Here is a 24,095-nt window from a genome sequence, read left to right as displayed (position 1 = left end):
CCCTCGTCCACGCGGTCACCCGCCGCGCGTCCACCTGTCAGCAACACAAACCTCAATTGGTACGGCCGGCGGTCCCCGCCGCCCCGGCCTCCACCGCGCCCTCCCGGGCGCGGGCGGCGGCCCGCAATGTCTCGATCTCCTGCTCGAAGTCGGCGAGCGAGTCGAAGGACCGGTAGACGCTGGCGAACCGCAGGTACGCCACCTCGTCCAGGTCCCGCAGAGGGCCCAGGATGGCCAGCCCCACGTCGTGGCTGGGGATCTCGGCCGCGCCCTTGGCCCGTACGGTCTCCTCGACCTTCTGGGCCAGCAGCGCGATCGAGTCCTCGTCGACCGGCCGACCCTGGCACGCCTTGCGCACCCCGCCGATGATCTTCGTACGGCTGAACGGCTCGGTCACCCCGCTGCGCTTGACGACCGCGAGGACCGCCTCCTCGACGGTGGTGAACCGCTTGCCGCACTCCGGGCAGGACCGTCGCCGTCGGATGAGCTGGCCGTCGTCGGCCTCCCGCGAGTCGACCACCCGGGAGTCAGCGTGCCGGCAGTACGGACACCGCATCGCCTACCTCCTAATCATGATCAACTCGGTCGCACCGGGCACCCCCGGACATGGCTCACCGCCACGGCGCCACCCTCAGATGGCCCCCGCCGTGAGCAACCCTACGGGAGTGCGGTCGGTAGTCGGACCCAACCTGTAGGCAACTTACGCCCATGTCACTACTACATCTAGGGGTTGACCGTATGTCGCGGGCGAACCCGGGTCAAGTTGGCTGGCATGTCCGGCGCGTCACGGACCATCCGGTCATCGGCACCCCAACGCCCCGCCGGAAGACCCAACGTCGGGGCGCCGCGCGAGTTACCGGCCGGCAGGCCGAAGCGGCCCGGAAAACGGCCGACGATCGAACACCCGTGCTACCCGACGTACCATTTATCAGAACATCCGTACGACCGGAGCCGTTTTTCACCCCGACACGCCGGTGAGAGGTCGTACAGATGTTTGAAAATGACCGATCTCACCTATACGGTCAGGAACAACCGGGCGTGATGGATCTTCAGCACACCCGGCGACGCACCACCCTCAGCACCGTCGTGGCACCACCGCACGCACCACGAGCCGACGAGGCACCCAGCGCCGACCAGGGAGGACGGACGTGACCGAGGACCGGGCCAGCCGGCCGAAGAGCCCGCAGCAGATCACCGAGGCGGGCCCACCGGCCACCCGACGCCGCAGCGCCGCGCGCAGCCGGACGGGCCAGCCCGCCGTGCGCCCGGTCACTCCGGTGGTCAGCACCTTCCCCGACCCGGCGACGGTCGACCTGACCGCCCGCCAGCGCCGCATCCTGGAGTTCATCCGCAACTGGGTGGAGCGGCACGGCTACCCGCCAAGCGTCCGGGAGATCGGCGAGGCGGTCGGCCTGGTGTCGCCGTCCAGCGTCGCCTACCAGCTCAAGGAGCTGGAGAAGAAGGGCTTCCTGCGCCGCGACCCCAACCGGCCGCGCGCGGTGGACGTCCGCGCCCCCAGCGAGGCCATCGACGACGAGCTGAGCCGGGCACAGCGGCCAACTCCGGCGTACGTGCCGATGCTGGGCCGGATCGCCGCCGGTGGGCCGATCCTCGCCGAGCAGGCAGTGGAGGACATCTTCCCCCTCCCCCGCGAGCTGGTGGGCGAGGGCGAGGTCTTCATGCTCCAGGTCAAGGGTGACTCGATGCTCGACGCGGCGATCTGCGACGGCGACTGGGTGGTCGTCCGGCAGCAGCCGACCGCCGACTCGGGCGAGATCGTGGCAGCCATGCTCGATGGCGAGGCGACGGTGAAGACCTACCGGCGGCGCGACGGGCACGTCTGGCTGATGCCGCAGAACCCGGCCTTCGACCCGATCCCCGGTGACGACGCCACCATCATGGGCCGGGTCGTGGCGGTGCTACGTCGGATCTGACCGGTCCGCGGGTGAGTGCCGACAGCACTCACCCGCGCTGACCCGACGACGGTTCGATCGATCGGCCGTCGCACGCACAGCCCTGATCCGAGGCGTCAGTAACGGTCGCCCCGGTGGCCACGACCGCCACCGGGATACTGCCCGTACGGGTCACCGGGCACTTCCTCGTCACGCCGACGGCCGGGCCGCTGGCCCCGGTAGTCGGGCTCCTGACCACCACGCCGGGGCGGCTCCGCACGACCGCCGCCAGGCTGGCCACCGCCGCCGTACACGCCACCGCCGGGACGACCGCCGCCGCCCGCAGGGGGACGACCGCCACCGCCACCCGCCGGCCGGCCACCGCCACCCGCAGGGGGACGACCGCCGCCGTAGACACCACCGGCTCCTCCGCCGCCGGGCCGGGCCGGGCCGTAGCCACCATCGGCAGCCGCCGGACGGCCACCGCCGTACACCGCGCCACCTGCCGGGGCCGGACCACCCGCCGGGCCCGGACCACCACGACCTCCGCCGTAGACCGCGCCGCCAGCCGGCGCGCCGCCGCCGTAGACACCGCCTGAGCGGTCACCGGCCGCCGGGAAACCGTCGTCGGCACGGCCGCCGCGCCGGTCGACGGGAGCGCCGTCCGGATCAGAGCGGTCAGTCGCGTCGGCGGCCGGCGGCCGGCGGCGGGCACGAAGGATGCCGATGATGCCGGCACCGACCAGCAGCAGACCGACCAGCCCGACCGCGCCGACCAGGTAGGTGATGTCGTCGAAGCTCAGCCCGTCGATCCAGGACTTCGAGGCGGCCGGTTTGGCGCCACCGGCGGCCGCCAGCGGCGCCGCCGTCGAGGTGGACGGCGTATAGCTGAGGATGTCGACCGTGTCGTCCTCGGTGAACTGCTGACCGTCGGAGACGGTGAGGAAGGTCTTGCCGTCCAGGGTGTAGGTGATGGCCTCACCGAACGGGTCGGCGAGCGGCGTGACCCGGGGCTTCTCGGTGGTGAGCGCACCGACGATGTCACCGCCGGTCACGTCGAACTCGAAGGCGTCCGCGTAGGTGCGCAGGACCACCCGCGCGCCGTCCGGCGACCGCGCCGCGCCCGTGATCGCGACCCGACCGAACGTGTTGAGCGGGTTCTCGGTCTCTGTCCGAGGCAGTGAGATGTCGCCGACCTTGCGCATCGGCACCGGGTCGGTGTCACCGTTCTTCAACGCCGCTGCCGGCGTGTAGATCTCGGCCTTGCCGCTGGTCACCTTCGTGATGATCAAAGGTTTGCCGTCGTCGCCGATGATCAGCGCCTCGGCGTCGTGCGGCTTACCCTCGGGGTAGGAGAGCCGGTGCAACACCGGCTGCTTGGCGCCGGTGACCGGCATCGACCAGAGCGCGATCCGGGTACGGCGCTCCTTCGAGGTGGCGTTGTCGCCGATGTCGGCGATCCAGAGGGTCGCGCCGTCCTTGGAGAGGGCGAGGTCCTCGGTGTCGAACGGACCCTGCCCCGAGTACCGGACCGGCTCCTTCGAGATCTTGCACTTACTGTCCAGGAAGAAGACCCGCTTGCGTGCCGCGTTGTCGGTGCCGTCGTTGATGACGATGTAGCCGCTCTTGGTGGCCACCAACCCGGACAGCTCCCGGAGCCGCTCGTCGACGATCGTGCAACGCTTCTTACCAGGCGTGACGGCAGGCTGCTCGGACGACCCGGGAGCGGGTGCCGCAGCGGCGACTCCGGCGAGCGCCACGGTTGCCCCAAGCAGGCCGAGGGCAACCGTGACCGAGGAAACAACGCGGCGCATTCGGCCAGTGTCGCATGCCACGCGTTTCTGTTGGATGACGCGTGGACGCTCAGGCCCGGGCGCCAGCCGCCTGACCCTGCCGCTCGACATCGAACGGCGCCAGCTCAGCGGCGAGCGCCGCACCGACCCGGACGTGCAGCAGCGTGCCCTCCGGCAGGTGTGACGTGCTGAGCACCTCGCCCGTGCGGTGCACCCGCGCCACCAGGTCACCCCGGTCGTACGGCAGCACAGCGCGGACCTCCACAGCCGGGCGCGGCAACCGCTCCTCGATCGCCTCGCGCAGCCCGTCAATGCCCCACCCGGAGTGCGCGGAGACGAAGATCGCGTCCGGCCAGAGCCGCTTGAGCCGCAGCAGCGTGTCCTCGTCGGCCGAGTCGGTCTTGTTGACCACCAGCAGCTCGGGAAGCCGGTCCGCGCCCACCTCGGCGAGCACCTCGTGGACCGCCCGAACCTGCTCCTCCGGATCCGGGTGGGTGCCGTCGACGACGTGCACCACCAGATCCGACTCGGCGACCTCCTCCAGCGTCGAGCGGAACGCCTCGACGATCTGGTGCGGCAGGTGCCGGACGAAACCGACCGTGTCGGAGAGGGTGTAGAGCCGCCCGTCGGAGGCGGTGGCCTTACGGGTCGTCGGGTCCAGGGTGGCGAACAGCGCGTTCTCCACCAGCACGCCCGCACCGGTCAGCCGGTTGAGCAGGCTGGACTTGCCGGCGTTGGTGTAGCCGGCGATGGCCACCGCGGGGACGGCGTTACGGGAACGCCGCGCACGCTTGGTCTGGCGTACCGTCTTCATGCCCTTGATCTCGCGGCGCAGCCGGGAGATGCGGGTACGGATCCGACGCCGGTCGGTCTCCAGCTTGGTCTCACCGGGACCACGCAGACCCACGCCGCCGCCGGCGCCACCGCCGCGACCGCTACCACCGGTCTGCCGGGAGAGCGTCTCGCCCCAACCGCGCAGTCGCGGCAGCAGGTATTCGAGCTGGGCCAGCTCGACCTGCGCCTTGCCTTCCTTGCTCTTGGCGTGCTGGGCGAAGATGTCAAGGATCAGCGCCGTCCGGTCGACCACCTTGACCTTGGTGCGCTGCTCCAGGTTGCGCAGCTGGGACGGGGACAACTCGCCGTCACAGATCACCGTGTCGGCACCGCTGGACAACACCACCGCGCCGAGATCCTCAACCTTGCCGCGACCGATGTAGGTGGCCGGGTCGGGTCGGGTGCGGCGCTGGATCAACCCTTCGAGCACCTGCGAACCAGCGGTCTCGGCCAGCGCGGCCAGCTCGGTCAGCGAATTCTCCGCGTCGGTCACCGTGCCCTCGGTCCAGACACCCACCAGGACGACCCGCTCCAGCCGCAGCTGCCGGTATTCCACCTCGGTGACGTCGGTGAGCTCGGTGGAGAGGCCCGGTACGCGTCGCAGCGACTGCCGCTCCGACAGCTCCATCTCGCCAGTGGTGACGTCGTCGAACTCGTCCTCGACGGGGACGAAGCTCTCCTGGTCTCGCAAGCGGGTCTCCTGTCCGTTTTGATAAGTAGAAAGTAATCCTGACATGACGCAACGCTGAGCGCACCTGCTATATGCCCACCCCAGGGGTCACCAAAAGTGGGGGCGAATGCCGGTCGACCTCGACAACCCGGTAGAAATGCGGGGCGGCGGCCGAGCGGCCGCCCAGCCGTGACGGAGGGATCCCGTGGCCATCACCCGACTGCCGAGCGCCGGATTTTCAATCACCATCCGGATCGCCGTAACCGCGGACGCCTCCTCGATCGGCCGGCTCACCACGTCGGTCGGCGAAGCCGGGGCGATCGTCACGGCGTTGGACGTGGTGGACTCGGACCCGACCCACGTGATCGTCGACCTGACCTGTGACACCGCCGACGCGAGCCACGCCGACCAGGTGGTCGACGCGCTGACCGCGCTGGACGGCGTCGACGTGCGCAAGGTGTCGGACCGGACATTCCTGCTGCACCTGGGCGGCAAGATCGAAGTGACCTCGAAGGTCGCGCTGCGCAACCGTGACGAGCTGTCCCGGGCGTACACCCCGGGGGTTGCCCGGGTCTGCATGGCGATCGCCGAGAACCCGGCGGACGCCCGCCGGCTGACCATCAAGCGCAACACCGTCGCGGTGGTCAGCGACGGCTCCGCGGTGCTCGGCCTGGGCAACCTCGGGCCGGCCGCGTCGCTGCCGGTGATGGAGGGCAAGGCGGCGCTGTTCAAGCGCTTCGGCGGGGTGGACGCCTGGCCGGTGGTGCTGGACACCCAGGACACCGACGAGATCGTGGCCATCGTCAAGGCGATCGCGCCGGCGTACGGCGGGATCAACCTGGAGGACATCGCCGCGCCGCGCTGCTTCGAGATCGAGGCCCGGCTGCGGGAGCTGCTGGACATCCCGGTCTTCCACGACGACCAGCACGGCACCGCGATCTGCGTGCTGGCCGCGCTGACCAACGCGCTGCGGGTGGTGGGCAAGCAGCTCGCGGACGTCCGGGTGGTGGTCTCCGGCGCCGGCGCGGCCGGCACCGCGATCATGAAGCTGCTGCTGCGCCAGGGCGTCGGCGACATCATCGCGTACGACCGGGAGGGCGCCCTGCACCGCGGGCAGACCGGGCTCAACTCGGCCTGGCAGTGGCTGGCGGAGAACACCAACAAGGAGAACTACTCCGGCGATCTGCCGGGCGCGATCCAGGGTGCCGACGTGTTCATCGGGGTGAGCGCGCCGAACCTGCTGACCGGCGACGACATCGCCGGAATGGCCAAGGACTCGATCGTCTTCGCGCTCGCCAACCCGGACCCGGAGGTCGACCCGCGGGAGGCGCGCAAGTACGCCGCGGTGGTCGCCACCGGCCGCTCGGACCAGCCGAACCAGATCAACAACGTGCTCGCCTTCCCGGGTGTCTTCCGCGGCATGCTCGACGCGCACGCCGAGGAGTTCACCGAGGAGATGGCGATCGCGGCCGCCCGGGCCATCGCCGACGTGGTCGGCGAGGAAAAGATCAACCCGACGGTGATCGTGCCGAGCGTCTTCGACCCCCGGGTCGCCCCGGCGGTCGCCGCCGCCGTGCGCGCCGCCGCCCACAACCCCAGCCCGCTGCCGGCCGCCGACCCCGGCCCCGCCGACCTCCCCGAGATCGCCGCCAACGCCTCCGCCACCCCCTGACCCTTCCCAACCCCTGTTGATCAAGAGGTTTGCGTCATTCAGCGCCTCGCTGGTGACGCAAACCTCTTGATCAACAGAGGGCAGGGTCAGGCGGCCCCGGGCAACGCGGCGAGGTCGACCTCTCCGGTGGCCACCAGGACGGCAGGGCCGGAGAGCCAGCAGGAATCGTCCGTCACGGTGACCGTGACGCGGCCACCGAGGACGTCCACCGCGACCACCCCGGCGTCCCGGCCGCCGTCGCGCAGGGCCACGGCGGCCACCGCGCAGGCGCCGGTGCCGCAGGAGAGGGTCTCCGCGCTGCCGCGCTCGTACACCCGCATCAGGGTGTGCTCGTCAGTGCCGTCGACCGGCTCGCCCGCCACGATGAACTCCACGTTCACCCCGGCCGGGAAGACCTCCGGGTCGTACCCGGGCGCGGTCTTGAGGTCCAGCGCGGACAGGTCCAGGGCAGCCGGCAGGACACAGACCAGGTGCGGGTTGCCGACGTCCACGGCGGTGCCGGGCAGGGTCAGCCCGCCCAAGGTGGCCGCCGAGCCGGCGTGCAGCCGGGGACGGCGCATCTCGACGGCGACGGTGTCCCCCTCGACCAGCGCGCGTACCAGGCCGGCGCGGGTGGCCACCGGCAGCGCCGCACCCGCAGGCGTGGCCAGCCCGGTGTCGATCAGGTAGCGGACGAAAACCCGGGCGCCATTGCCGCACATCTCGGCGAACGAGCCGTCGGCGTTCCAGTAGTCCATGAACCACTCGGCCTCACCGGCCTGCCCGGCGCCGTCGGGATGCTTGGCCGCGCGGACCACCCGCAGCACCCCGTCCGCGCCGATGCCCCGCCGTCGGTCGCAGAGTGCCGCGACCAACTCCGGGGTCAGATCGAGCTGACCGTCCGGGTCGGGAAGGAGGACGAAGTCGTTGCCGGTGCCGTGGCCCTTGGTGAACTCCACGTCTCCATCATCGCGCAGCGGCGGGCACCAGGCGCAGGGCGGCCTCGATCAGGTCCGGCGTTGCCGAGTCCAGCCAGTGGATCCGCGGGTCGCGCCGGAACCAGGAACGCTGGCGGCGGACGAACCGCCGGGTCGCCCGGACCGTCTCCTCGTGCGCCTGCGCCTCGGTCAGCTCACCGGCGAAAAGGCGCAGCACCTGCTGGTAGCCGAGGGCCCGGCTGGCCGTCCGCCCCTCGGGCAGCCCCCGCCCGACCAGCTCGCGGGTCTCGGCGACCAGGCCGTCGGCCCACATCCGGTCGACCCGCAGGGCGATCCGCTCGTCCAGCAGCCCGGTGTCCAGGTCGACCCCGAGCTGCACCGACGGGTAGTACGGCGTCGGCTCGGGCAGTGACGCGGCGAACGGCGCACCGGTGAGCTCGATCACCTCCAGTGCCCGGACGATCCGCCGGCCGTTGCCGGGCAGGATGCCCTCGGCGGCGGCCGGGTCGGCGGCGCGCAGCCGCGCGTACAGCGGCGCCGGGCCGACCTCGGCCAGCTCCCGTTCCAGCCGCTCACGCAGCGCCGGGTCGGTGCCCGGGAAGTCGAAGTGCTCCAGCACGGCCCGCACGTACAGCCCTGAGCCGCCGACCAGCAGCGGCACCCGGCCCCGGGACAGGATGTCGTCCACCGCGGCACGGGCCAGTCGCTGGTACTCCGCGACGCTGGCCGGCTCGGTGACCTCCCAGACGTCCAGCAGGTGGTGCGGCACCCCGTCCCGCTCGGCGGGGGTCAGCTTGGCGGTGCCGATGTCCATGCCCCGGTAGAGCTGCATCGAGTCGGCGTTGACCACCTCCCCGTCCAGGGCGTGCGCCAACGCGATGCTCAGCGCCGACTTGCCCGCCGCGGTCGGGCCGACCACCGCGACGACCGTGCCGACCGGGCGAACCCCGTCGCGGGTCACGCGGGCTCCCAGGACGCCACGAAGTAGGCGACACCGTAGGGGGCGGCGTCGTGCAGCAGCTCGCCCCGCCACCGGCGCCCCGCCGACCGGGCCGCGCCGGCGAGCACCTGCCAGGGCGCCCGGCCGGCGGCCTTCAGCTCCGCGGACAGGCCGGGGTCGAGGTCAAGCAGGACGTCCAGGTCCGCCCCGGCCAGGGCCGTGGCGACCCGCTGGTCGTACGGGCGGGCGCGCGGGTCGTCGTACCCGGGAGACTTCTCCCCCCGGCAGGCCGACCCGTCCCCGAGCACCAGCAGCGCCACCCGGGCGCCGACGGCGCTGATCTGGTCGGCGAGCGCGGCCAGCTCGGCGGGGCCGGCGTCGGCGGCCACCTGCACGGCGGTCACCGGCGGCCGCACACGGTGCCGGGCCAGCAGCCATGCGCCGATGGTCAGGCTCAGCGGCAGGACCGCGCCCCGGTCGGGCTGGCCGGGAGTCAGCGGCACGTCCAGGTCGACGCCCCAGGGCTGCAGGGAGCCGGTGGCCGGGGGCAGGATCGGGCCGGTGGCCGGGCCGGCGCCGAGGAGCACCACGGCGTCCGGGTCGGTGGTCAAAAGGCCGCGTACGGCGATGTCACAGGCCGCCCGCAGGTCGTCCAGTTCCGGTGCGGCGGCGGCCGCCACCTCGGGCACGAGCAGGGGCGGATGGGGGCAGACTGCGGCGGCGACCAGTGGCACTCGTTCACCGTAGCGGGAATGCTCGGTGCGTCTCCGCGCCGATCCGGTCATTCGGGCGCTAGGACACCGTATGGTCACGGTCGGCGATAGGCGCTCGACGCGGACGGGGTCGGACCTGTGACAATGCCGGAAGCAACTTGACTGCGCCGTGGCGGCGACGGGGGCCAGTTCCCTCGACGCCGGGAGAACGAGGATGGGCACATGAGCGACTGGACTGCCTTCGGACGGGTGGACGCGGACGGCACCGTGTACGTCAAGACCACCGAGGGCGAGCGGGTGGTCGGATCCTGGCAGGCGGGAGCACCTGAGGAGGGCCTGGCGCACTTCGCACGCCGCTTCGCCGACCTGGTGACCGAGGTGGACCTGACTGAGGCGCGGCTCAACTCGGGCGCGGCGGATGCCGGGCACTCGCTGAGCACGATCCGGCGGATCCGCGCCTCGCTGCCCGAAGCCCACGTGGTCGGCGACATCGACGCGCTGGCCGCGCGGCTGGACAAGCTGGCCACCCTCGCCGAGGAGAAGGCCGGCGAGGCGCGCGCTGCCCGGGACGCCGCTCGCGTCGAGGCCCTGGCCCGCAAGACCGCGCTGGTCGAAGAGGCCGAGAAGCTCGCCGCCGAGTCCACCGGCTGGAAGACCGCCGGGGACCGGCTCAAGGAGATCCTCGACGAGTGGAAGTCCATTCGCGGGGTCGACAAGAAGGCCGACGGTGAGCTGTGGAAGCGGTTCGCCGCCGCCCGAGACGGCTTCACCCGCCGCCGGGGCGCCCACTTCGCCTCCCTGGACGCGCAGCGCAAGCAGGCGCAGACGGCCAAGGAGGAGCTGGTCGCCGAAGCGGAGAAGCTCGGCGACTCCACGGAGTGGGCGGCCACCGCCAACCAGCTCAAGGAGCTGATGACCCAGTGGAAGGCCGCGCCGCGCGCCTCCAAGGAGGCCGAGCAGAAGCTCTGGGAACGGTTCCGGGCCGCACAGGACTCCTTCTTCAGCCGGCGCAGTGAGGTCTTCTCCGCCCGGGACAACGAGCAGCGCGGCAACCTGGAGCGCAAGCAGGCCCTGCTGGCCGAGGCCGAGGCACTGGACATCGACGGTGACCCGAAGGGCGCCCAGGCCAAGCTGCGGGAGATCCAGGCCCAGTGGCACGAGGCCGGCCGGGTTCCCCGGGAGGCCGCCTCCGGGCTGGAGCGCCGGCTGCGCGTCATCGACGACAAGGTCCGCGAGGTGATGGACTCGGCGTGGCGCCGGACCACCAAGGAGGACAACCCGCTGCTCGCCCAGATGCGGGCGCAGGTGGCGGAGGCGGAGGACCGGCTGGCCCGGGCGCAGAGCGCCGGGGATGCCCGCCGGATCAAGGAGGCCGAGCAGGCCCTCGCCGCCAAGCGGCAGTTCCTCCAGCTCGCCGAGCAGGCCGGCTGAGCTGACGCGTTCCGGAAGCCCCGGCCCCGCTAGGGGACCGGGGCTTCCGCACGTCCGCGCCCCGCGCCCTGATCGTGCTCGATCCAGGAAGTAGTGGCATCAGGATCGGAGCGAGACCACTACAACCAGGATCGAGCACGATCATGCGGGGTACGCGCGCCGCGGGCAGGGTGGCGCGGACGTGAGGCGCGGGCAGCGCGGACGGCGAGCGGCACGGTGAGGCTCAACGGCACCGGCTGCCGGGCCGCCGGATCACGACGTGAGCAGGGGTCCCTTGTTGTCGCCGGGCGACAACAAGGGACCCCTACCGTCGGATCAGTGCGCGGCGCAGCCGCTGGTGGGTGCGGGCACGACCGCGGGGGCGCCGATCGTGGGCAGCCCCAGCAACACCCCGGGGGTACGCGGAGAGCGCCCCGCCTCGGCGGCGTCGCCGGCCCGGGTCCGCCGATGCGACAGCGGCGCACCGTCGGCGTTGAGGTGATGCGGCGCGGCGTACGTGACGGTGGTGTGCACGATGTCCCCCGGCCGGATCTGGCCGGCCATCGACCCGCCGTCGGCCGTTCCCGTCGCGAAGTGCACCAGCCGACCGTCGCGGGCCCGGCCGGACATCCGCCCGGTCTGCTCGTCCTTGCGGCCTTCGCCGACCGCGACCAGCACCTCGACGGTCTCCCCCACCAGGCGCTTGTTCTCCGCCCAGGTGATCTCCTCGACGGTGGCGACCAGCCGCTCGTAGCGCTCCTGCACGACCTGCTTGGGCAGTTGGCCGTCCATGGTGGCGGCGGGGGTGCCGGGGCGCTTGGAGTACTGGAAGGTGAATGCCGAGGAGAACCGGGCCTCGCGGACCACGTCCAGGGTGCGCTGGAAGTCGGCCTCGGTCTCGCCGGGGAAGCCGACGATGATGTCGGTGGTGATCGCGGCGTCCGGCATGGCCGCCCGGACCTTCTCGATGATCCCCAGGTAGCGCTCGGAGCGGTAGGACCGGCGCATCGCCCGGAGCACGTCGTCGGAGCCGGACTGCAACGGCATGTGCAGCGAGTGGCAGACGTTCGGCGTCTCGGCCATCGCGGCGATCACGTCGTCGGTGAAGTCCTTCGGATGCGGGCTGGTGAACCGGACCCGCTCCAGCCCGTCGATGTCGCCGCACGCGCGCAGCAGCTTGCCGAACGCGTACCGGTCACCGAACTCGACGCCGTAGGAGTTGACGTTCTGCCCGAGCAGGGTCACCTCCAGCACGCCCTCGTCGACCAGGGCGCGCACCTCGGAGAGGATGTCGCCGGGGCGGCGGTCCTTCTCCTTGCCGCGCAGCGCCGGCACGATGCAGAACGTGCAGGTGTTGTTGCAGCCCACCGAGATCGACACCCAGCCGGCGTACGTCGACTCGCGCCGGGTGGGCAGCGTGGACGGGAAGACGTCCAGCGACTCCAGGATCTCCACCTCGGCGGCGGCGTTGTGCCGGGCCCGCTCCAGCAGCACCGGCAGCGCACCGATATTGTGGGTGCCGAAGACCACATCCACCCAGGGAGCCTTGCGGACGATCTCGCCACGGTCCTTCTGGGCCAGGCAGCCGCCGACCGCGATCTGCATCCCGGGGTGCTTGTCCTTCACGGGGCGCAGACGACCGAGGTTGCCGTAGAGCCGGTTGTCGGCGTTCTCCCGGACCGCGCAGGTGTTGAAGACGACGATGTCGGGGGTGTCGTCGGCCGGCACCGCGCGCACGTAGCCAGCCTGTTCGAGCAGGCCGGAGATGCGCTCGGAATCGTGCACGTTCATCTGGCAGCCGTACGTCACGACGTTGTAGGTCCTAGCCACCCTCTTGGTGCCCCTTCCCCTCGGGCTACCAGGGTAGCGGCCCGGTCGGCAGGCCCAGCCGACCGGCATTGACCCGGTGGCCCATGGCGGGGGGTCACGGCGGGCAGTACGCTGCACAACAAGAATATGTCTGGGCGATTTCGGGGGCTTTGCACTCGGTGCCGCCGATGCGCGGCTCCGTACTCGGGGGACCACATGACGACCCGCGGGAGGCAACCGTGACGCGACAACATGCGGCACAGCACTCCGTCGCCGCTCCGGATGGCCGCCGCCTCGCGGTGGAGACCTCCGGCTCGCCGGACGGGCCCGCGGTCTTCCTGCTGCACGGCACACCGGGCAGCCGCAGCGGCCCTCGCCCTCGCGGCATCGTCCTCTACCGCCTCGGCATCCAACTCGTCTGCTACGACCGGCCCGGTTACGGCGACTCCAGCCGGCACGAGGGTCGACGGGTGGCCGACGCGGCTGCCGACGTGGCGGCGATCGCCGACGACCTCGGCATCGAGCGGTTCGCGGTGGTGGGCCGCTCCGGCGGCGGGCCGCACGCCCTGGCCTGCGCCGCGCTGCTGCCGGACCGGGTCACCCGGGCCGCCGTGCTGGTGGGGCTCGCCCCGGCCGGCGCACCCGACTTGGACTGGTACGCCGGCATGTCCGAGACCAACGTCGAGGACTACGGGCAGGCCGATGAGGACCTGGCCGAACTCACGCTCAACCTGAAGGTCCGCGCGGAACAAACCCGGCGGGACCCGATGACGCTGCTGGAATTCCTCCGCCCTCAGTTGCCCGAGGCGGACATCCGGGTGGTCGACGACGTCGCGATCCGCCGGCTGCTGACCGACATGTACGCCGAAGCGCTGCGGCACGGCCCCGAGGGTTGGATCGACGACGTCCTGGCGATGCGGCGGGGCTGGGGGTTCGACCTCGGCGCCATCCACGCGCCGGTGCGGCTGTGGCACGGCGAGCAGGACCGCTTCTCCCCGGTCGAGCACTCCTGGTGGCTCGCCTCGCGGATCCCGCACGCCGAGGTCCAGGTGCAGGCCGGCGCCGCGCACTTCGGCGCGGTGGAGATCCTGCCGCAGACCCTGGCCTGGCTGACCACACCGGAACTCGCGGCCAGCCCGCAGCTCTGAGCCCGAGCCGCAGCACGGCCACGGCGACGGCCCGGACGACCGGACCGGCCGCCGAGCCGCCACCTGCCCCCGGTCAGAACGAGTGCGGGTCGATCACCCGGACCACGAACCGCCGCTCACGCAGGGTCTGCACGGTCGGATGCTCCTGGCCGATCACCTCGGCCAGCCGGTCGGCCACTGCGGCCACGGCCTCGGCGGGAGCGCCGTCACCAGCGTGCCTCGACACCAGGGCGAGATCACCGAGGCAGCGAAGCGTGTCGGGGTGAGCCGCGCCGATCACCTCGGACAGCCGGTCGGCGGTCTCCCGCAGCCGCTCCCGCGCCGGCACCCACTCACCCTCCTCGGCGAGGCACACCGCCTGGTTCACCTCCGCCGCCAGGGTGTGCGGGTGATCCGGGCCGAGCACCTTGCGCAGCTCGCCGGCCGCCCGCGCGGCCGACGCGCGGGCCTCCGACCGGCGGCCGATCGCACGTTCGGCGGCGGAGATGTTGCTCAACGTCGCCAGGGTGTGCGGGTGCGTGGGGCCGAGGCGCAGATCCTCCTCGTACGCCTGGCTGACCGCGGTCATCTCGGTGAGCGCCCGGGCCGCGTCGCCGACGGCCAGCAGGTTCGCCGCCCGGCTCGCCCGGCACGACACCGTGTCCGGGTTGTCCGGCCCGAAGCGTTCGTCGAGCTTCCGGTAGGCCGCCTCGAACAAGGGTGCGGCCTCGCCCGCCCGACCGGTACTGCGCAGCGACACCGCCAGGTTGACCTGGGCACCGAGGGAGAGGCCGTCGTCGGGCCCGAGCACCTCGCAGTACGCGTCGTACACCGTGCGCAGCAGGATGGCCGACCTCTCGTACTCGCCGGCCTCGCGCAGGTCGCTGCCCAGTCGGACGGCGGAGACCAGGGTGTACGGGTTGGTGGGGCCGAGTACCAGCCGCCGCCGCTGGTGCACCTCGTCGTCCCATCGGCGGGCCGACCGGTAGTCGCCGACCAGCCGGTACGAGACAGCGAGGTTGTTGGCCGCGCTCAGCGTCCGGGGATGGTCCTCGCCGAACACCTGGAGCCAGGAGGCGTACGTGGACCGGTCCCGTTCCAGCGCCTCGGCGTACCGGCCGAGTGCCCGCAGGTCACCGGCGAGACTGCCGGCGGTCATCAGACTGTGCGGGTGCAACGGGCCCAGGAGCCGGCGCTGCTCGGCCAGCACCGCCTCGTCCAGGTCCCGGGACTCGTCGAAGCGGCCCAGGCTGCGCAGGATGTTCGCCCGGTTGAACCGCAGGTACAGCAGCTGTCGACCCAGCGCCGTGGCCTCACCCTCGTCGTCCAGGCCCTCCAGCCGTGCGGACCAGGTTTCGTCCACCTGCTCGCTGAACCCGTTGGCCTGCTCCAGGCCGCCGCGCTGCCACAGGTAGCGGACCCGGTCGATCAGCAGTTGACACACCGACTCGTCGGGGCAGGACACCGCGTCGGAGACCTCCAGGTGTGGCCAGAGCATGCGCAGCCGGGGCCAGGTGGTCGGATCGTCCACGTCGCCGCGCGGTCGGGACGCGGCCAGTACGAGGTGCACCTGGTGCCGAACGGTGACGATCTCGTCGTCGGTCATCCGGTCCCGCACCACCGCCTGCAACAACCGGTGCACCTGGACACGACCGCCCTGGACGTCGAGTTTGAGCAGCGCCAGCCGGTTGATCTGCTGGATCAGCGCGCCGCGCACGAGCCGTTCCGACACCGACGGGTCGAACGGCACGAGGGCCGCCGCCATCTCGTCGCTGTAGATCAGGTCGAGGGCGATCTCTGGGGCCAGCACCGAGCAGAGTTGCAACAGCCGGTACGCGGCGGGCGCCTGATCGTGCAGCCGGTTCAACGACAGGTCCCAGGTGGCCTCCACGGAGAGCGCGCTGGGGCCGTGCCGCTCGATCTGCCGCAGGTAGTCGGCGACCGACGTGCCGGTGTCGGCGAGCCACGCGCCCGCGGCGGCCACCGCGATCGGCAGGTCGCCGAGCGCATCGGCCACCCGGTCGGCCTCCTCCCCACTGATCGTGGGCACCCGCTGGGCGAGGTGAGCGACGCTCTCCGTCCGGTCGAAGACATCGACCTGGATCGGGTTGGCCCGATCACCCCAGGCGCGGTTGCGGGAGGTCAGCAGGACGTGCCCGGGCCCCTGTGGCAGGAACGGCTCGATCTGGTCGAGTTCCTCGGCGTTGTCGAGCACGACGAGCCACCGCTCGTACGGCTCGCCCCGGCCCAACACCTGCAGCACCGACCGGACGGTGTCGGGCGTGGTGGGCCCGGCGGTGATGCCGAGCCGGGTGGCGAGGTCGGCCAGGGCGGTGTCGACGAACTGGGGCGGGTCCGCGACGATCCACCAGACCACGTCGTAGGCGGCCTTGAACCGGTGCACGTACTCCAGGGCGACCTGCGTCTTGCCGACGCCGCCCATGCCCTGCAGAGCGACCGGCAGCACCACCGCGCTGCCGCCGCTCTGCAACTGGGCGCGCAGTTGCGCCAGGTCGTCCTCGCGGCCGGTGAAGCGCGCGTTCCGGTTGGGCGCATTGAAGATCAACGGCTCGGCGCCGGGATAGCGGGCACCCCCGCCCGCCGGGCCGTCCGCTGGCGACGGCACCGGTCGGCCGACCAGCCGCAACACCCGCTCCACGGCCGTCGCGGCGCTCACGTTGACCAGGTTGGTCGAGCTCTGGGCCGGGAACTCCGCCAGCGGGCGCAGGTCGGAGACGTACACGGCGAGGGCCGTGGAGCCGGTGCTGGTGTCGCGGGCCGGCAGGCCACCGGACGGTGTCGCCACGTAGGCCGGCGACACCACCGTCAGCGTGCGCGGGGCGGGCGTACCGGCGGACCCGACGGCGGACCCGGGGTCCACGACCCGCATCCCGGCCGAGCTGAGCACTCGCTCCAGCCACTCGGCCCAGATGGCGTCCTCCGGGGCGCAGCGGAGCACGATCTGGTCGTCGATCGCCTCGGTACGCCGGCGGAAGCGGGCCTTGCCCCGTTCCCGCACCGACTCGTCCATGACCGGCAGCGAGGTCACCGCTCCCTCGGTGAGGATCCCGGTCAACGTCTCGAACGCGGCCAGCAGTGACGTCGGGGAGCCGGGCGGGTCGCCGAACGTCGCCAGCGTCTCCTCGTATGCGTAGAACGGCCGGTACGGGACCTCCACCGCCGCCCAGTAGCGGCGCCGCTCGGCCTCCGTCATGCCGGCTGGTAGCCCGCCGAACCGGCGCATGGCCAACAGGCGGCCCGCCTCGGCGCGCTCCTTCTCGGCCTGGTCCACCCGCATCGGCACCGGCAGGACCCGGATGTCCCGCCGCCGATAGCGGTCCCGCACCGAGTGCGCGACCCGGGCCGCGCCGTCGATGCCCTGGTCGCTGAGGGTGAAACAGTCGACCAGGGTGTCCGGCAGGTGCAGGGTGCAGATGTCGGCGACGTCGCTCAGCCCTGTCCGGCTGTCGATCAGCGTGAAGTCGTACTGCCGCTTCATGTCCGCCCGCAGCGCCTCGAAGAACTGCGCCCCGCCCAGCCGGTTGTAGAAGTTGTCCCAGTCCAGCCCGCTCACTGAGACGGCGTAGTCGCTGTTCTGGCGGCCGGCGGAGAGGAAGTCGAGCCCGCCGCCGTCCGGGAAGTTCCAGCGCAGCGAGAACGCGTGGCGGCCGACGCGGGCGTACTGCTCCATCCACCGCTCGGGGCGGTCGTCGGTCCGGGTGGTCTCCCACTCGTAGTCGCGGATCAGGTCGATGACGCCGCTGGTGCCCTGGATGGCCTCGGCGTCGAGAAAGGGGTGAAAGAAGCGGTGCAGGCCGGGTGATTCGAGGTCCCAGTCCGCGACCAGCACCCGCCGTCCACTGGCCGCCAGGATCCAGGCCACATTCGCCAGCGCCATCGTCCGGCCCGTCCCACCCTTGAACGAGTAGAAGGTGACGACCTGGCCTTCGCGATCGTTGCTCATTGGTTCTCTCCGTGGGGACGCGGTGTCGCCGGATCATCGGGCGGGGACGCAAGGTCGGGCGGATTCGCCGGGCCGGGGCCGGGCGGCACGTCGCGCAGGCTTGGCACCGGCTCCGGCGGCGGGGGGAAGGCGACGACCGGGGCGTACTTGAGGAACTGGCGGCGGGCCTCGGTCACCAGCGCCGGCATCAGGTCGACGAACTCCCGCATGGTGCACGCCTGCTTCACCTGGGGCAGGCCGGCGTCGTGCAGCAGTTCCGTCACCTCGGTGGCCCATCGGGCGGCGTCCTGCGGATCGTCGTCGTCGGTGACCACGAGCGGGACGACCCACTCCCGCAGGCCGTGCAGCAGGCCTTCGAGGGTGCCGGGCGCGTCCGGCGCCGCCACGATCCACGGGTCGACCAACAGCACGGCCGGTCGGCGGTCGAGCAGCCCGGCGGCCTGCGCGAAGTCCGCCGTGCGGGCCGACAGCCCGAGCCGCTCGGCCGTGCTGGCCGCGTACTCGGCGGCGGGCAGCTCCTGACGGCTGCCGTACGGCCGCCAGAGCCGGCCGCTGGCGGCGTAGCCGGCGGGATCACGGTCGGCCGGCAGGTGGTCCCGGGTGGGGGCCAGGACGGCGACGACGAAGTCCGGGTCGGTCGGTGCCGGGCGGGTGACCTCGTCCAGGCCGGGCGCCCGGGACGGGCCCAGCGGCTGCCGCTCGGCGGTGTGCACGATCCGGGCGGCCAACCGGCTCAGCAGGAGTTCGTACTGTGCCCGGTAGGAGGCCAGCATGCAGAGCGCGCGTAGGCCGTTCTCGGCGTACTCCGGGATGTCCCGGCCCAGGTCCAGGGCGCCGTCCAGCTCCGGGTGGGTCTCCCAGGGTGGGAAGGGGATCCACAGCACCGGGGTGAGGTGGCCGGCGGCGGTCCGGGCCTGCCCGGCAGCGGCCAGCCGGGCCCGGAACGATTCCTGCTCTCCCAGTGCCCACGGGCGGCTGAAGTAACCGGGCGAGTAGAGCGGGACGAAGACCTCCGCGTCACCGAGCGCCTCCGCGAGGGCCGCCTTCCAGTCGGCGCCCAACGGAATGTGCTGGTCGAAGAACCCGATCCGCAACCCCGCCACCGGCCGCGCCTGGCGGGTCACCTCCGCGGTCAGGTCGTCGAAGAACTGGCCGACCCAGACGTCGGAGTCGGCCCGCGCGCCCTGCGGCGGCGCGGAGTGGGCATAGCTGAGGAAGAAGTACGTCCCCCGGGCCGCCGCCCGGCGTCGGCCCGTCGGCGGGCTCATCCCGGTTCCTCGGCGAACCGGTTGCACAGGTCGTCCACGCTCGCCGGCACCCATGGCTCCACCAGGTACGACCGGTGGATGGCCACGATCCGTTGGGCGAGCCGCCAGACCACCGCCCGGTAGGCGTTCTCCCACTGCATGGTGAGCAATCCGTAGACCCCATCCCGCTGGTAGTGCACCGCGATGTCGGGATCCGGCATCGCGGTCGGGGTGAACCGTTGGATGTCGCGGAGTACCCGGGGCAGTGGCGTGCCGTTCGTCGGCGACCAGGTGACCGGCACGATCGCCGTCTCGTGCGCCGAGGCGGCGCCGGGCCGCCGGACGATCCGCCTGCGGGAGAAGGCATCCCACTCCCGGCCACACCAGTCGCTGCCGAGCAGCGCGCTGGACACCAGCGGAACGAAGACCTGGCAGGTGCCGGCGGCCTCGAGCAGCTCCGGGCTCCAGCGTTCGCCGCCCGCGATGGAGCTGTCCATGAAGCCGGGGTCGACTCCGGTCACCGGGCCGACAAGTTCGCTGACGTGAACCGACAGGTCCTCGTAGAAACGGGAGACGTACTCGGCGGGGTTGCCGGTGGCCCGGCGGACCGGCGACCGTGAGTAGCTGAGGAAGAACAGTGGGGCGCGCGTGCCGGAGTGCGGGTCCACTGTGCTCACCGCAGTCCCTCCGCCCTCCCCACGCGGCCGGACCATCAGAGTAGTCCCCACGTCAATGCCTGGCCGCCAAGCGGTTCGCGGCGAGCCAACCGACCGCGAAGTCCACAGTGGCGCGCAGCGGCAGCAGTCGCGCGCTCGCCCGGCCGACCCGACCGTGCCGGACGAACGGCTCGCCGTCGAGCGCGGCCCCCACTGTCGGAAAGTCGCTGTCGTCCAGGTCGAGGGCGCGGAAGTCGAGGCGGACCCGACGCCCGTCGACGAGCCGAAAACAGCGGTAGTCCCGCTCCGGCGGCGGCACCGGCAGCCGGTACTCGGCCAGGTGCAGCGCGCTGCACGCCTCGTAGCCGACGCCGAGCAGGAGGATCTGCCCGTCCGCCGCGCACAGGGCACCCATCGGTGAGCGTTCGCCCAGGTGGCAGTCGAGGTCGTGGCGGTCGGTGAGCTGTCGCGCCCGGGGACCGAGCGCGGCGAACGAGGTCTGCGGATGATCGCTGCGCACCGCACCGGGGGCGCACCGGACGAACTCGGCGAGCGCCCCCATCCGTTGTGAGGGGGTGGTCCGGCCGTCCCAGCCCGGCAGGGCCGCCTCGTACCGGGCGAGCTGCGCCGCGTCCATGCCGGCGGTGGCCGCCAGGTAGGTCCGGGAGGTGGTCGAGTTGCCGGCGGTCTGGGTGGGGACCAGCAGCGTGCCGGCCGGGCCGAGGACGTCGCGCAGCGCGCCGGCGAGTGTCGCGGGGCCGCGCTCCAGCGGACCCACCCGCCGGAGGCCACAGTGCACCAGGAGGCACGCACCCGGACGGACGCCCAACGCCCGCAGGTCCGCGGCGAGGCGGGGGCGGCCCAGCGCGGGCGGGTCGCGCGCCTCATCCGGGCCCGACACGGGTCTCCTCCAGGGCGTGCCGGATCCGGCCGACGAACCGCTCCCCTGCCGGGGTGAGCGTGCGGCTGGCCAGCAGCGCGTCGGCGCCGTTGCGGGTCCACGACAGGTAACGGGCCGCGTGCGCGGGCGCGTCCGGGTGGCCGGGCCGGTCGGCGTCCGCCCGGGACCGCCACACCTGGGTGACCGCCAGGTGGGCGTACACCCCCTGGAGCACCCCCTCCGGCGGGCGGGGATCGGGGCGCCAGGGCACCCGGATCCGGGTGGCCGAGCTCGGCTCGACGAGGTCGTACAGGTCGAGCACCGCACCGAGCTTCGCGTGCTGCCACTCGTGCACGAGCAGCACTGCCATCGTCTCCGGGTCCGGGATGGGGGTGACGGCGATCGCACCGAACGCGTCCCGGGCGGTGGCGCTCCGCAGCGGTCTCGCCGGGTCGGGGGCCAGCGGCACGACGGCGCGCAGACCGGCGTCGAGCGCGGCCGCGTGGGCCGACACGTCGCGGTGCACGACGCGCCAGGCGTCGGCCAGGGTACGGCCCAACGCACGCGCCGCCGCGTCGTCCAGGCGGGGCGCGACGGGCTGGCCGTAGCAGTCCCGGTACGGGTCGCCGTCCTCGACGAACAGGTGACGACCGGGCACCGGCACGCCGCGCGTAGGTCGCCAGTCGGCCGACGGCGGCCCGGCCGGATCGAGGGACACCACCTGCGCCGCCGGCCCGACTCGGACCCGGAACTCGCCCGGGAGGACGGTCACCTCGGCGCTCTCCCCGCTGCCGCTCGGCAACACCAGGCTGCCGTGCGTGGGCAGCGTGATCGTGCCGGCCAGCACCGGGATGCTCAGCGCGGTCGGGACGCCCGCCCGGAGGGCGGCGGCGACGGCGAGGGCCGGTAGCGGGTCGACCGCCCGGGCGAGCCCGGACCGGGCCGACGGGCCGAGGCAGTGCGCCAGCCACGGGCGGACGAAGGAGTGCGTCAGGACCGCCCGGACCGCGTCCGGTGCCGTGCCGTCGAGGTGCGCGAGCAGCTCCCAGGCGGCGGTGCGGCCGGTCTTCTCCCGCCACGCCGCCAGCAGCGCCCGGGTGATGGAGAGCTGGGTGGCGGCGAGTAGATCCAGGGTCTGCTCCGACTCGTGCCCGGTCGCCAGCTCGTCCAGCAGCTCGTCGACGGGCGAGTCGTCCCGCTCGGGTGACGCGGGGTGGGCGACGTGGCCCGGTGGCGGGTACGCGGCCACCGTGTCGATCAGGCCGCGCAGATCGGCGCAGTACACCGAGGGGTTGTCGAAGCCGGAACCGGTGCGCCAACGGTGGGCGTACAGGCCCCCGCCGCACCGGTCGACGACCGGGCAGGCCCGGCAGGTGGCACTGAGCCCGGCCACACCGTCCTGTCGAATAGCGACCCCCGGATGCCGGGCGGCCTCGTCCACCGACTGACCGAACACGTCGAATCCGGTGCCGGCCGCGCCGTGGTACGCGGTCTTCAGCGAATCGACCTGCTCCCAGGTGCCGTCCGCCTCAACCACGAGCACATCGGCCGGGGCAAGGCCGAACGCCTCGGTGCCGCCTCCACCCGGGCGCAGCGCCTCGAACAGCCGGATCGACACGGGCCGCCCGTCGTCCACCCACCGCCGGTAGATGCGCCCCAGCCAGTCCGCGTACGGGGTGGCCGTGACGTCGGGGCGGGCCGGGGGGTGATCCCAGGTGGCGTGCGGCAGCAACAGGTCGACCCGGGGCGGGTGTTCGGCCAGCAGTGCCTCGTAGACCCGATCGGGATCGTTACGGACGTCGACGGTGCAGAGGATGCCGGCGTAGCTGGCGCGATGAGCCGGGTGCCGGAGCAGGGCCAGAGCCCGCCGGACGTGGTCGTGACTGCTGCCGCCGTGGGCGAACACGCGGTGCCGGTCGTTGGCGGCGCGGTCGCCGTCGTACGACACGCCGACCTTCACGTCGTGGTCGACCAGCACGCCGCACAGCTCCTCGTCTAGCAGCACGCCGTTGGTCTGCATGCGCAGGTCGAGCTTGGTCCAGGGAGTGATCGCCGCCCGCAACTCGACCAGCACCTCGCGCAGCCCGGCCGCACCGAGCAACAGCGGCTCGCCGCCATGCAGCACCACGTGCACCACCGGCAGCCCGTGGTCGCGCGCGTGCTCGGCGATCCGCTTCGCGGCGGCCCGGACGGTGGCCAGTGGCATCCGGACGGGCCGGCCACGCCAGGTCTGGTCGGCGTGCTGGTAGACGTAGCAGTGGTCGCAGCTGAGGTCACACCTGCTGTGCACCTTCAGCACGAACTGGCTGATCCGCCGGCACGATCCGCCCGACCCGGACGAACCACACCAGCAGACCATCGATCAGATGGACGAGTTGAAGGCGGCGACGGGAACGGTGCCCGAGGGCATCGAATCACCGGCGAGGACGCGCTGCCGGACCGTCGCGACCAGGTCGGCATGGTCGACGGCGATCCGCTCCAGCGGGGTGTGCAGGCAACGCGTCAGATCGGCGAGCGCGGGACGGGATGGGCGGGTGGGGGCATGGTCCACAATGAGTCTCCGGGGGCCCGGGGCGCGGGAGCGCGAGCGGCGGCAATGGCTCGAAAGGCTCTGGTCCGTGACCAGGATAGACAAATATCGACCCAGTGTCACCGTCGGTACAATCGCCGGCACCGCCGGTGGCAGTCGGGGTGTCGACAGCGACAGATGAGGGAGTGTCATATGTGCCGGAGCATCAAGACGCTGCGTGAGCCGTTCACCCCGCAGGTGACCGAGGCGGACATCGAGGCGGCGGCGTTGCAGTACGTCCGCAAGATCTCGGGCTTCCGGGCGCCCGCCGCGCACAACGCCGCCGCGTTCGACGCCGCCGTGGCCGCCGTGACCGAGGCCACCCGCACCCTGCTCGACCAGCTTGTGGTGCGGGGTGCCGGGCCGGCCGCCGCGGACCAGCCGGCCACCGCCTCCGGCCGCGGCTGATCGCCAGGGCGGCGCCCGGTGACCGGGGCCGGTCGGGCCGGGACCGGAGGGTCAGGCCGCGGCGAGCACCGGAGCGACCGTGTCCGGCGCCCAACGCGAGCGGTGGCACTGCGACCAGCCCCGGCAGCCCGGGTCGGCCAGCGTGCAGAGCCGCTGCCTGCTGAGCACCTCGCCGTCGTCGGTGTCCCGGATGTCGAAGTGCACCGGGCGGACCGTGCCGTCCGGAGCGACGAGCAGGTGTCGGCCGGCGTCGAGCGTGTCGTCGCGCAGCAGGCAGTTGCGGTCCAGTAGCCGGGCCAGCGCGGCGATGCTGGCGTGCTCGGAGAGCCGCTCGGGCACCCCGTAGCAGTCCACGATCGTCGCGAAGTCGCCCGGCGCCTGCCAGACGTCGCAGACCACCGCGTACGCCGGTAGTCGGGCCGGGTCGGCCACCGCCAGCGGCATCACCACCCGACCGAGCGCCTCGGCCAGCGCCGGGTAGACCTCCACGGGTCGTACCCGGTCGATTCTCCAGTTCCACAGCTCGGTCATTCCGCCTCCTCGCTGCGTTCGTCCCACCGGCCTCCGGATCGGGCCTTACTGACGATGGTGGGG

Annotated in this window: 19 protein-coding genes; 5 read left to right on the top strand and 14 right to left on the bottom strand. The window is 72.5% G+C overall.

What is annotated here, in order from left to right:
• Positions 1 to 52: 52 nt before the first annotated feature.
• The gene (nrdR, locus tag OG470_RS15265) at positions 53 to 556 is read right to left on the bottom strand and encodes a transcriptional regulator NrdR (RefSeq protein WP_328424809.1); all 504 of its coding nucleotides are present in this window, start codon (positions 554 to 556) and stop codon (positions 53 to 55) included.
• 592 nt (positions 557 to 1,148) lie between these two features.
• Here nrdR and lexA point away from each other — a divergent pair.
• The gene (gene lexA, locus OG470_RS15260) at positions 1,149 to 1,934 is read left to right on the top strand and encodes a transcriptional repressor LexA (protein WP_074318043.1); all 786 of its coding nucleotides are present in this window, start codon (positions 1,149 to 1,151) and stop codon (positions 1,932 to 1,934) included.
• Positions 1,935 to 2,029: 95 nt separating this feature from the next.
• Here the strand turns inward: lexA and OG470_RS15255 are convergent, their stop codons facing one another.
• Together OG470_RS15255 and hflX are read right to left on the bottom strand one after the other, a co-directional pair.
• The gene (locus OG470_RS15255; RefSeq protein ID WP_328424805.1) at positions 2,030 to 3,706 is read right to left on the bottom strand and encodes a hypothetical protein; all 1,677 of its coding nucleotides are present in this window, start codon (positions 3,704 to 3,706) and stop codon (positions 2,030 to 2,032) included.
• 49 nt (positions 3,707 to 3,755) lie between these two features.
• Positions 3,756 to 5,210, bottom strand: coding sequence for a GTPase HflX (gene hflX / locus OG470_RS15250; protein ID WP_328424803.1), 1,455 nt, complete (start codon positions 5,208 to 5,210; stop codon positions 3,756 to 3,758).
• A gap of 184 nt (positions 5,211 to 5,394) precedes the next feature.
• On the opposite strand from hflX, the gene OG470_RS15245 reads away from it, so the two are divergent.
• Complete coding sequence (locus tag OG470_RS15245) at positions 5,395 to 6,861, top strand: NAD-dependent malic enzyme (RefSeq protein WP_328424801.1); 1,467 nt, start codon at positions 5,395 to 5,397, stop codon at positions 6,859 to 6,861.
• Between the two features lie 86 nt (positions 6,862 to 6,947).
• Here OG470_RS15245 and dapF read toward each other — a convergent pair whose 3' ends face one another.
• The 3 genes from dapF to OG470_RS15230 are packed head-to-tail and all read right to left on the bottom strand — an operon-like array spanning position 6,948 to position 9,503.
• Entirely contained in the window at positions 6,948 to 7,799 is an 852-nt protein-coding gene (dapF, locus tag OG470_RS15240; protein WP_328424799.1) for a diaminopimelate epimerase, read from the bottom strand.
• A 7-nt stretch (positions 7,800 to 7,806) separates the two neighbouring features.
• On the bottom strand, positions 7,807 to 8,739 hold the full coding sequence (gene miaA, locus OG470_RS15235) for a tRNA (adenosine(37)-N6)-dimethylallyltransferase MiaA (RefSeq protein ID WP_328424797.1): 933 nt from the start codon (positions 8,737 to 8,739) through the stop codon (positions 7,807 to 7,809).
• Positions 8,736 to 9,503: a hypothetical protein gene (locus tag OG470_RS15230; RefSeq protein ID WP_328424795.1), complete on the bottom strand. Its 768-nt coding sequence runs from the start codon at positions 9,501 to 9,503 to the stop codon at positions 8,736 to 8,738. The genes miaA and OG470_RS15230 overlap by 4 nt, the downstream gene beginning before the upstream one ends.
• Before the next feature lie 150 nt (positions 9,504 to 9,653).
• On the opposite strand from OG470_RS15230, the gene OG470_RS15225 reads away from it, so the two are divergent.
• Positions 9,654 to 10,862, top strand: coding sequence for a DUF349 domain-containing protein (locus OG470_RS15225; protein ID WP_328424793.1), 1,209 nt, complete (start codon positions 9,654 to 9,656; stop codon positions 10,860 to 10,862).
• A gap of 315 nt (positions 10,863 to 11,177) precedes the next feature.
• Here the strand turns inward: OG470_RS15225 and miaB are convergent, their stop codons facing one another.
• On the bottom strand, positions 11,178 to 12,671 hold the full coding sequence (gene miaB / locus OG470_RS15220; protein ID WP_328424791.1) for a tRNA (N6-isopentenyl adenosine(37)-C2)-methylthiotransferase MiaB: 1,494 nt from the start codon (positions 12,669 to 12,671) through the stop codon (positions 11,178 to 11,180).
• A 218-nt stretch (positions 12,672 to 12,889) separates the two neighbouring features.
• Between miaB and OG470_RS15215 the strand changes: the two genes are divergently transcribed.
• Positions 12,890 to 13,798 (top strand): alpha/beta fold hydrolase, encoded by a 909-nt coding sequence (locus tag OG470_RS15215; RefSeq protein ID WP_328424789.1) that lies wholly within the window; start codon positions 12,890 to 12,892, stop codon positions 13,796 to 13,798.
• A gap of 73 nt (positions 13,799 to 13,871) precedes the next feature.
• Here OG470_RS15215 and fxsT read toward each other — a convergent pair whose 3' ends face one another.
• The 6 genes from fxsT to OG470_RS15185 all read right to left on the bottom strand — a co-directional run bounded on the left by fxsT (position 13,872) and on the right by OG470_RS15185 (position 23,075).
• Complete coding sequence (fxsT, locus tag OG470_RS15210) at positions 13,872 to 17,741, bottom strand: FxSxx-COOH system tetratricopeptide repeat protein (RefSeq protein ID WP_328424787.1); 3,870 nt, start codon at positions 17,739 to 17,741, stop codon at positions 13,872 to 13,874.
• The gene (locus tag OG470_RS15205) at positions 17,738 to 19,009 is read right to left on the bottom strand and encodes a TIR-like protein FxsC (RefSeq protein ID WP_328424785.1); all 1,272 of its coding nucleotides are present in this window, start codon (positions 19,007 to 19,009) and stop codon (positions 17,738 to 17,740) included. The genes fxsT and OG470_RS15205 overlap by 4 nt, the downstream gene beginning before the upstream one ends.
• Positions 19,006 to 19,665 carry a TIR-like protein FxsC gene (locus OG470_RS15200; protein ID WP_328424783.1) on the bottom strand — a complete coding sequence of 220 codons (660 nt, stop codon included), beginning with the start codon at positions 19,663 to 19,665 and terminating at the stop codon, positions 19,006 to 19,008. The genes OG470_RS15205 and OG470_RS15200 overlap by 4 nt, the downstream gene beginning before the upstream one ends.
• A 52-nt stretch (positions 19,666 to 19,717) precedes the next feature.
• The gene (locus OG470_RS15195; RefSeq protein ID WP_328424781.1) at positions 19,718 to 20,545 is read right to left on the bottom strand and encodes an aminoglycoside N(3)-acetyltransferase; all 828 of its coding nucleotides are present in this window, start codon (positions 20,543 to 20,545) and stop codon (positions 19,718 to 19,720) included.
• Positions 20,529 to 22,823, bottom strand: a complete 2,295-nt coding sequence (locus tag OG470_RS15190) for an FxsB family cyclophane-forming radical SAM/SPASM peptide maturase (protein ID WP_328424779.1) — start codon at positions 22,821 to 22,823, stop codon at positions 20,529 to 20,531. The genes OG470_RS15195 and OG470_RS15190 overlap by 17 nt, the downstream gene beginning before the upstream one ends.
• A gap of 63 nt (positions 22,824 to 22,886) precedes the next feature.
• The gene (locus OG470_RS15185; RefSeq protein ID WP_328424777.1) at positions 22,887 to 23,075 is read right to left on the bottom strand and encodes a hypothetical protein; all 189 of its coding nucleotides are present in this window, start codon (positions 23,073 to 23,075) and stop codon (positions 22,887 to 22,889) included.
• Positions 23,076 to 23,246: 171 nt separating this feature from the next.
• On the opposite strand from OG470_RS15185, the gene OG470_RS15180 reads away from it, so the two are divergent.
• A complete protein-coding gene (locus OG470_RS15180; protein ID WP_328424775.1) occupies positions 23,247 to 23,501 on the top strand; it encodes a DUF2277 family protein in 255 nt (84 codons plus the stop codon).
• 51 nt (positions 23,502 to 23,552) lie between these two features.
• Here OG470_RS15180 and OG470_RS15175 read toward each other — a convergent pair whose 3' ends face one another.
• A complete protein-coding gene (locus OG470_RS15175) occupies positions 23,553 to 24,032 on the bottom strand; it encodes a hypothetical protein (RefSeq protein ID WP_328424773.1) in 480 nt (159 codons plus the stop codon).
• Positions 24,033 to 24,095: the final 63 nt, after the last annotated feature.

Origin of the sequence: Micromonospora sp. NBC_00389, from assembly GCF_036059255.1 — a bacterium.
Classification (GTDB): Bacteria; Actinomycetota; Actinomycetes; order Mycobacteriales; family Micromonosporaceae; genus Micromonospora.
Note: the sequence above shows the minus strand (reverse complement) of the source record. Positions and strands in the feature narration are given on the sequence as shown.

Coding starts and splice junctions, on each gene's coding strand:
- nrdR (WP_328424809.1), bottom strand. CDS start 556: ATGCGGTGTCCGTACTGCCGGCACGCTGACTCCCGGGTGGTCGACTCG.
- OG470_RS15255 (WP_328424805.1), bottom strand. CDS start 3,706: ATGCGCCGCGTTGTTTCCTCGGTCACGGTTGCCCTCGGCCTGCTTGGG.
- OG470_RS15230 (WP_328424795.1), bottom strand. CDS start 9,503: ATGACCGGATCGGCGCGGAGACGCACCGAGCATTCCCGCTACGGTGAA.
- OG470_RS15225 (WP_328424793.1), top strand. CDS start 9,654: ATGAGCGACTGGACTGCCTTCGGACGGGTGGACGCGGACGGCACCGTG.
- fxsT (WP_328424787.1), bottom strand. CDS start 17,741: ATGAGCAACGATCGCGAAGGCCAGGTCGTCACCTTCTACTCGTTCAAG.
- OG470_RS15205 (WP_328424785.1), bottom strand. CDS start 19,009: ATGAGCCCGCCGACGGGCCGACGCCGGGCGGCGGCCCGGGGGACGTAC.
- OG470_RS15180 (WP_328424775.1), top strand. CDS start 23,247: ATGTGCCGGAGCATCAAGACGCTGCGTGAGCCGTTCACCCCGCAGGTG.
- OG470_RS15175 (WP_328424773.1), bottom strand. CDS start 24,032: ATGACCGAGCTGTGGAACTGGAGAATCGACCGGGTACGACCCGTGGAG.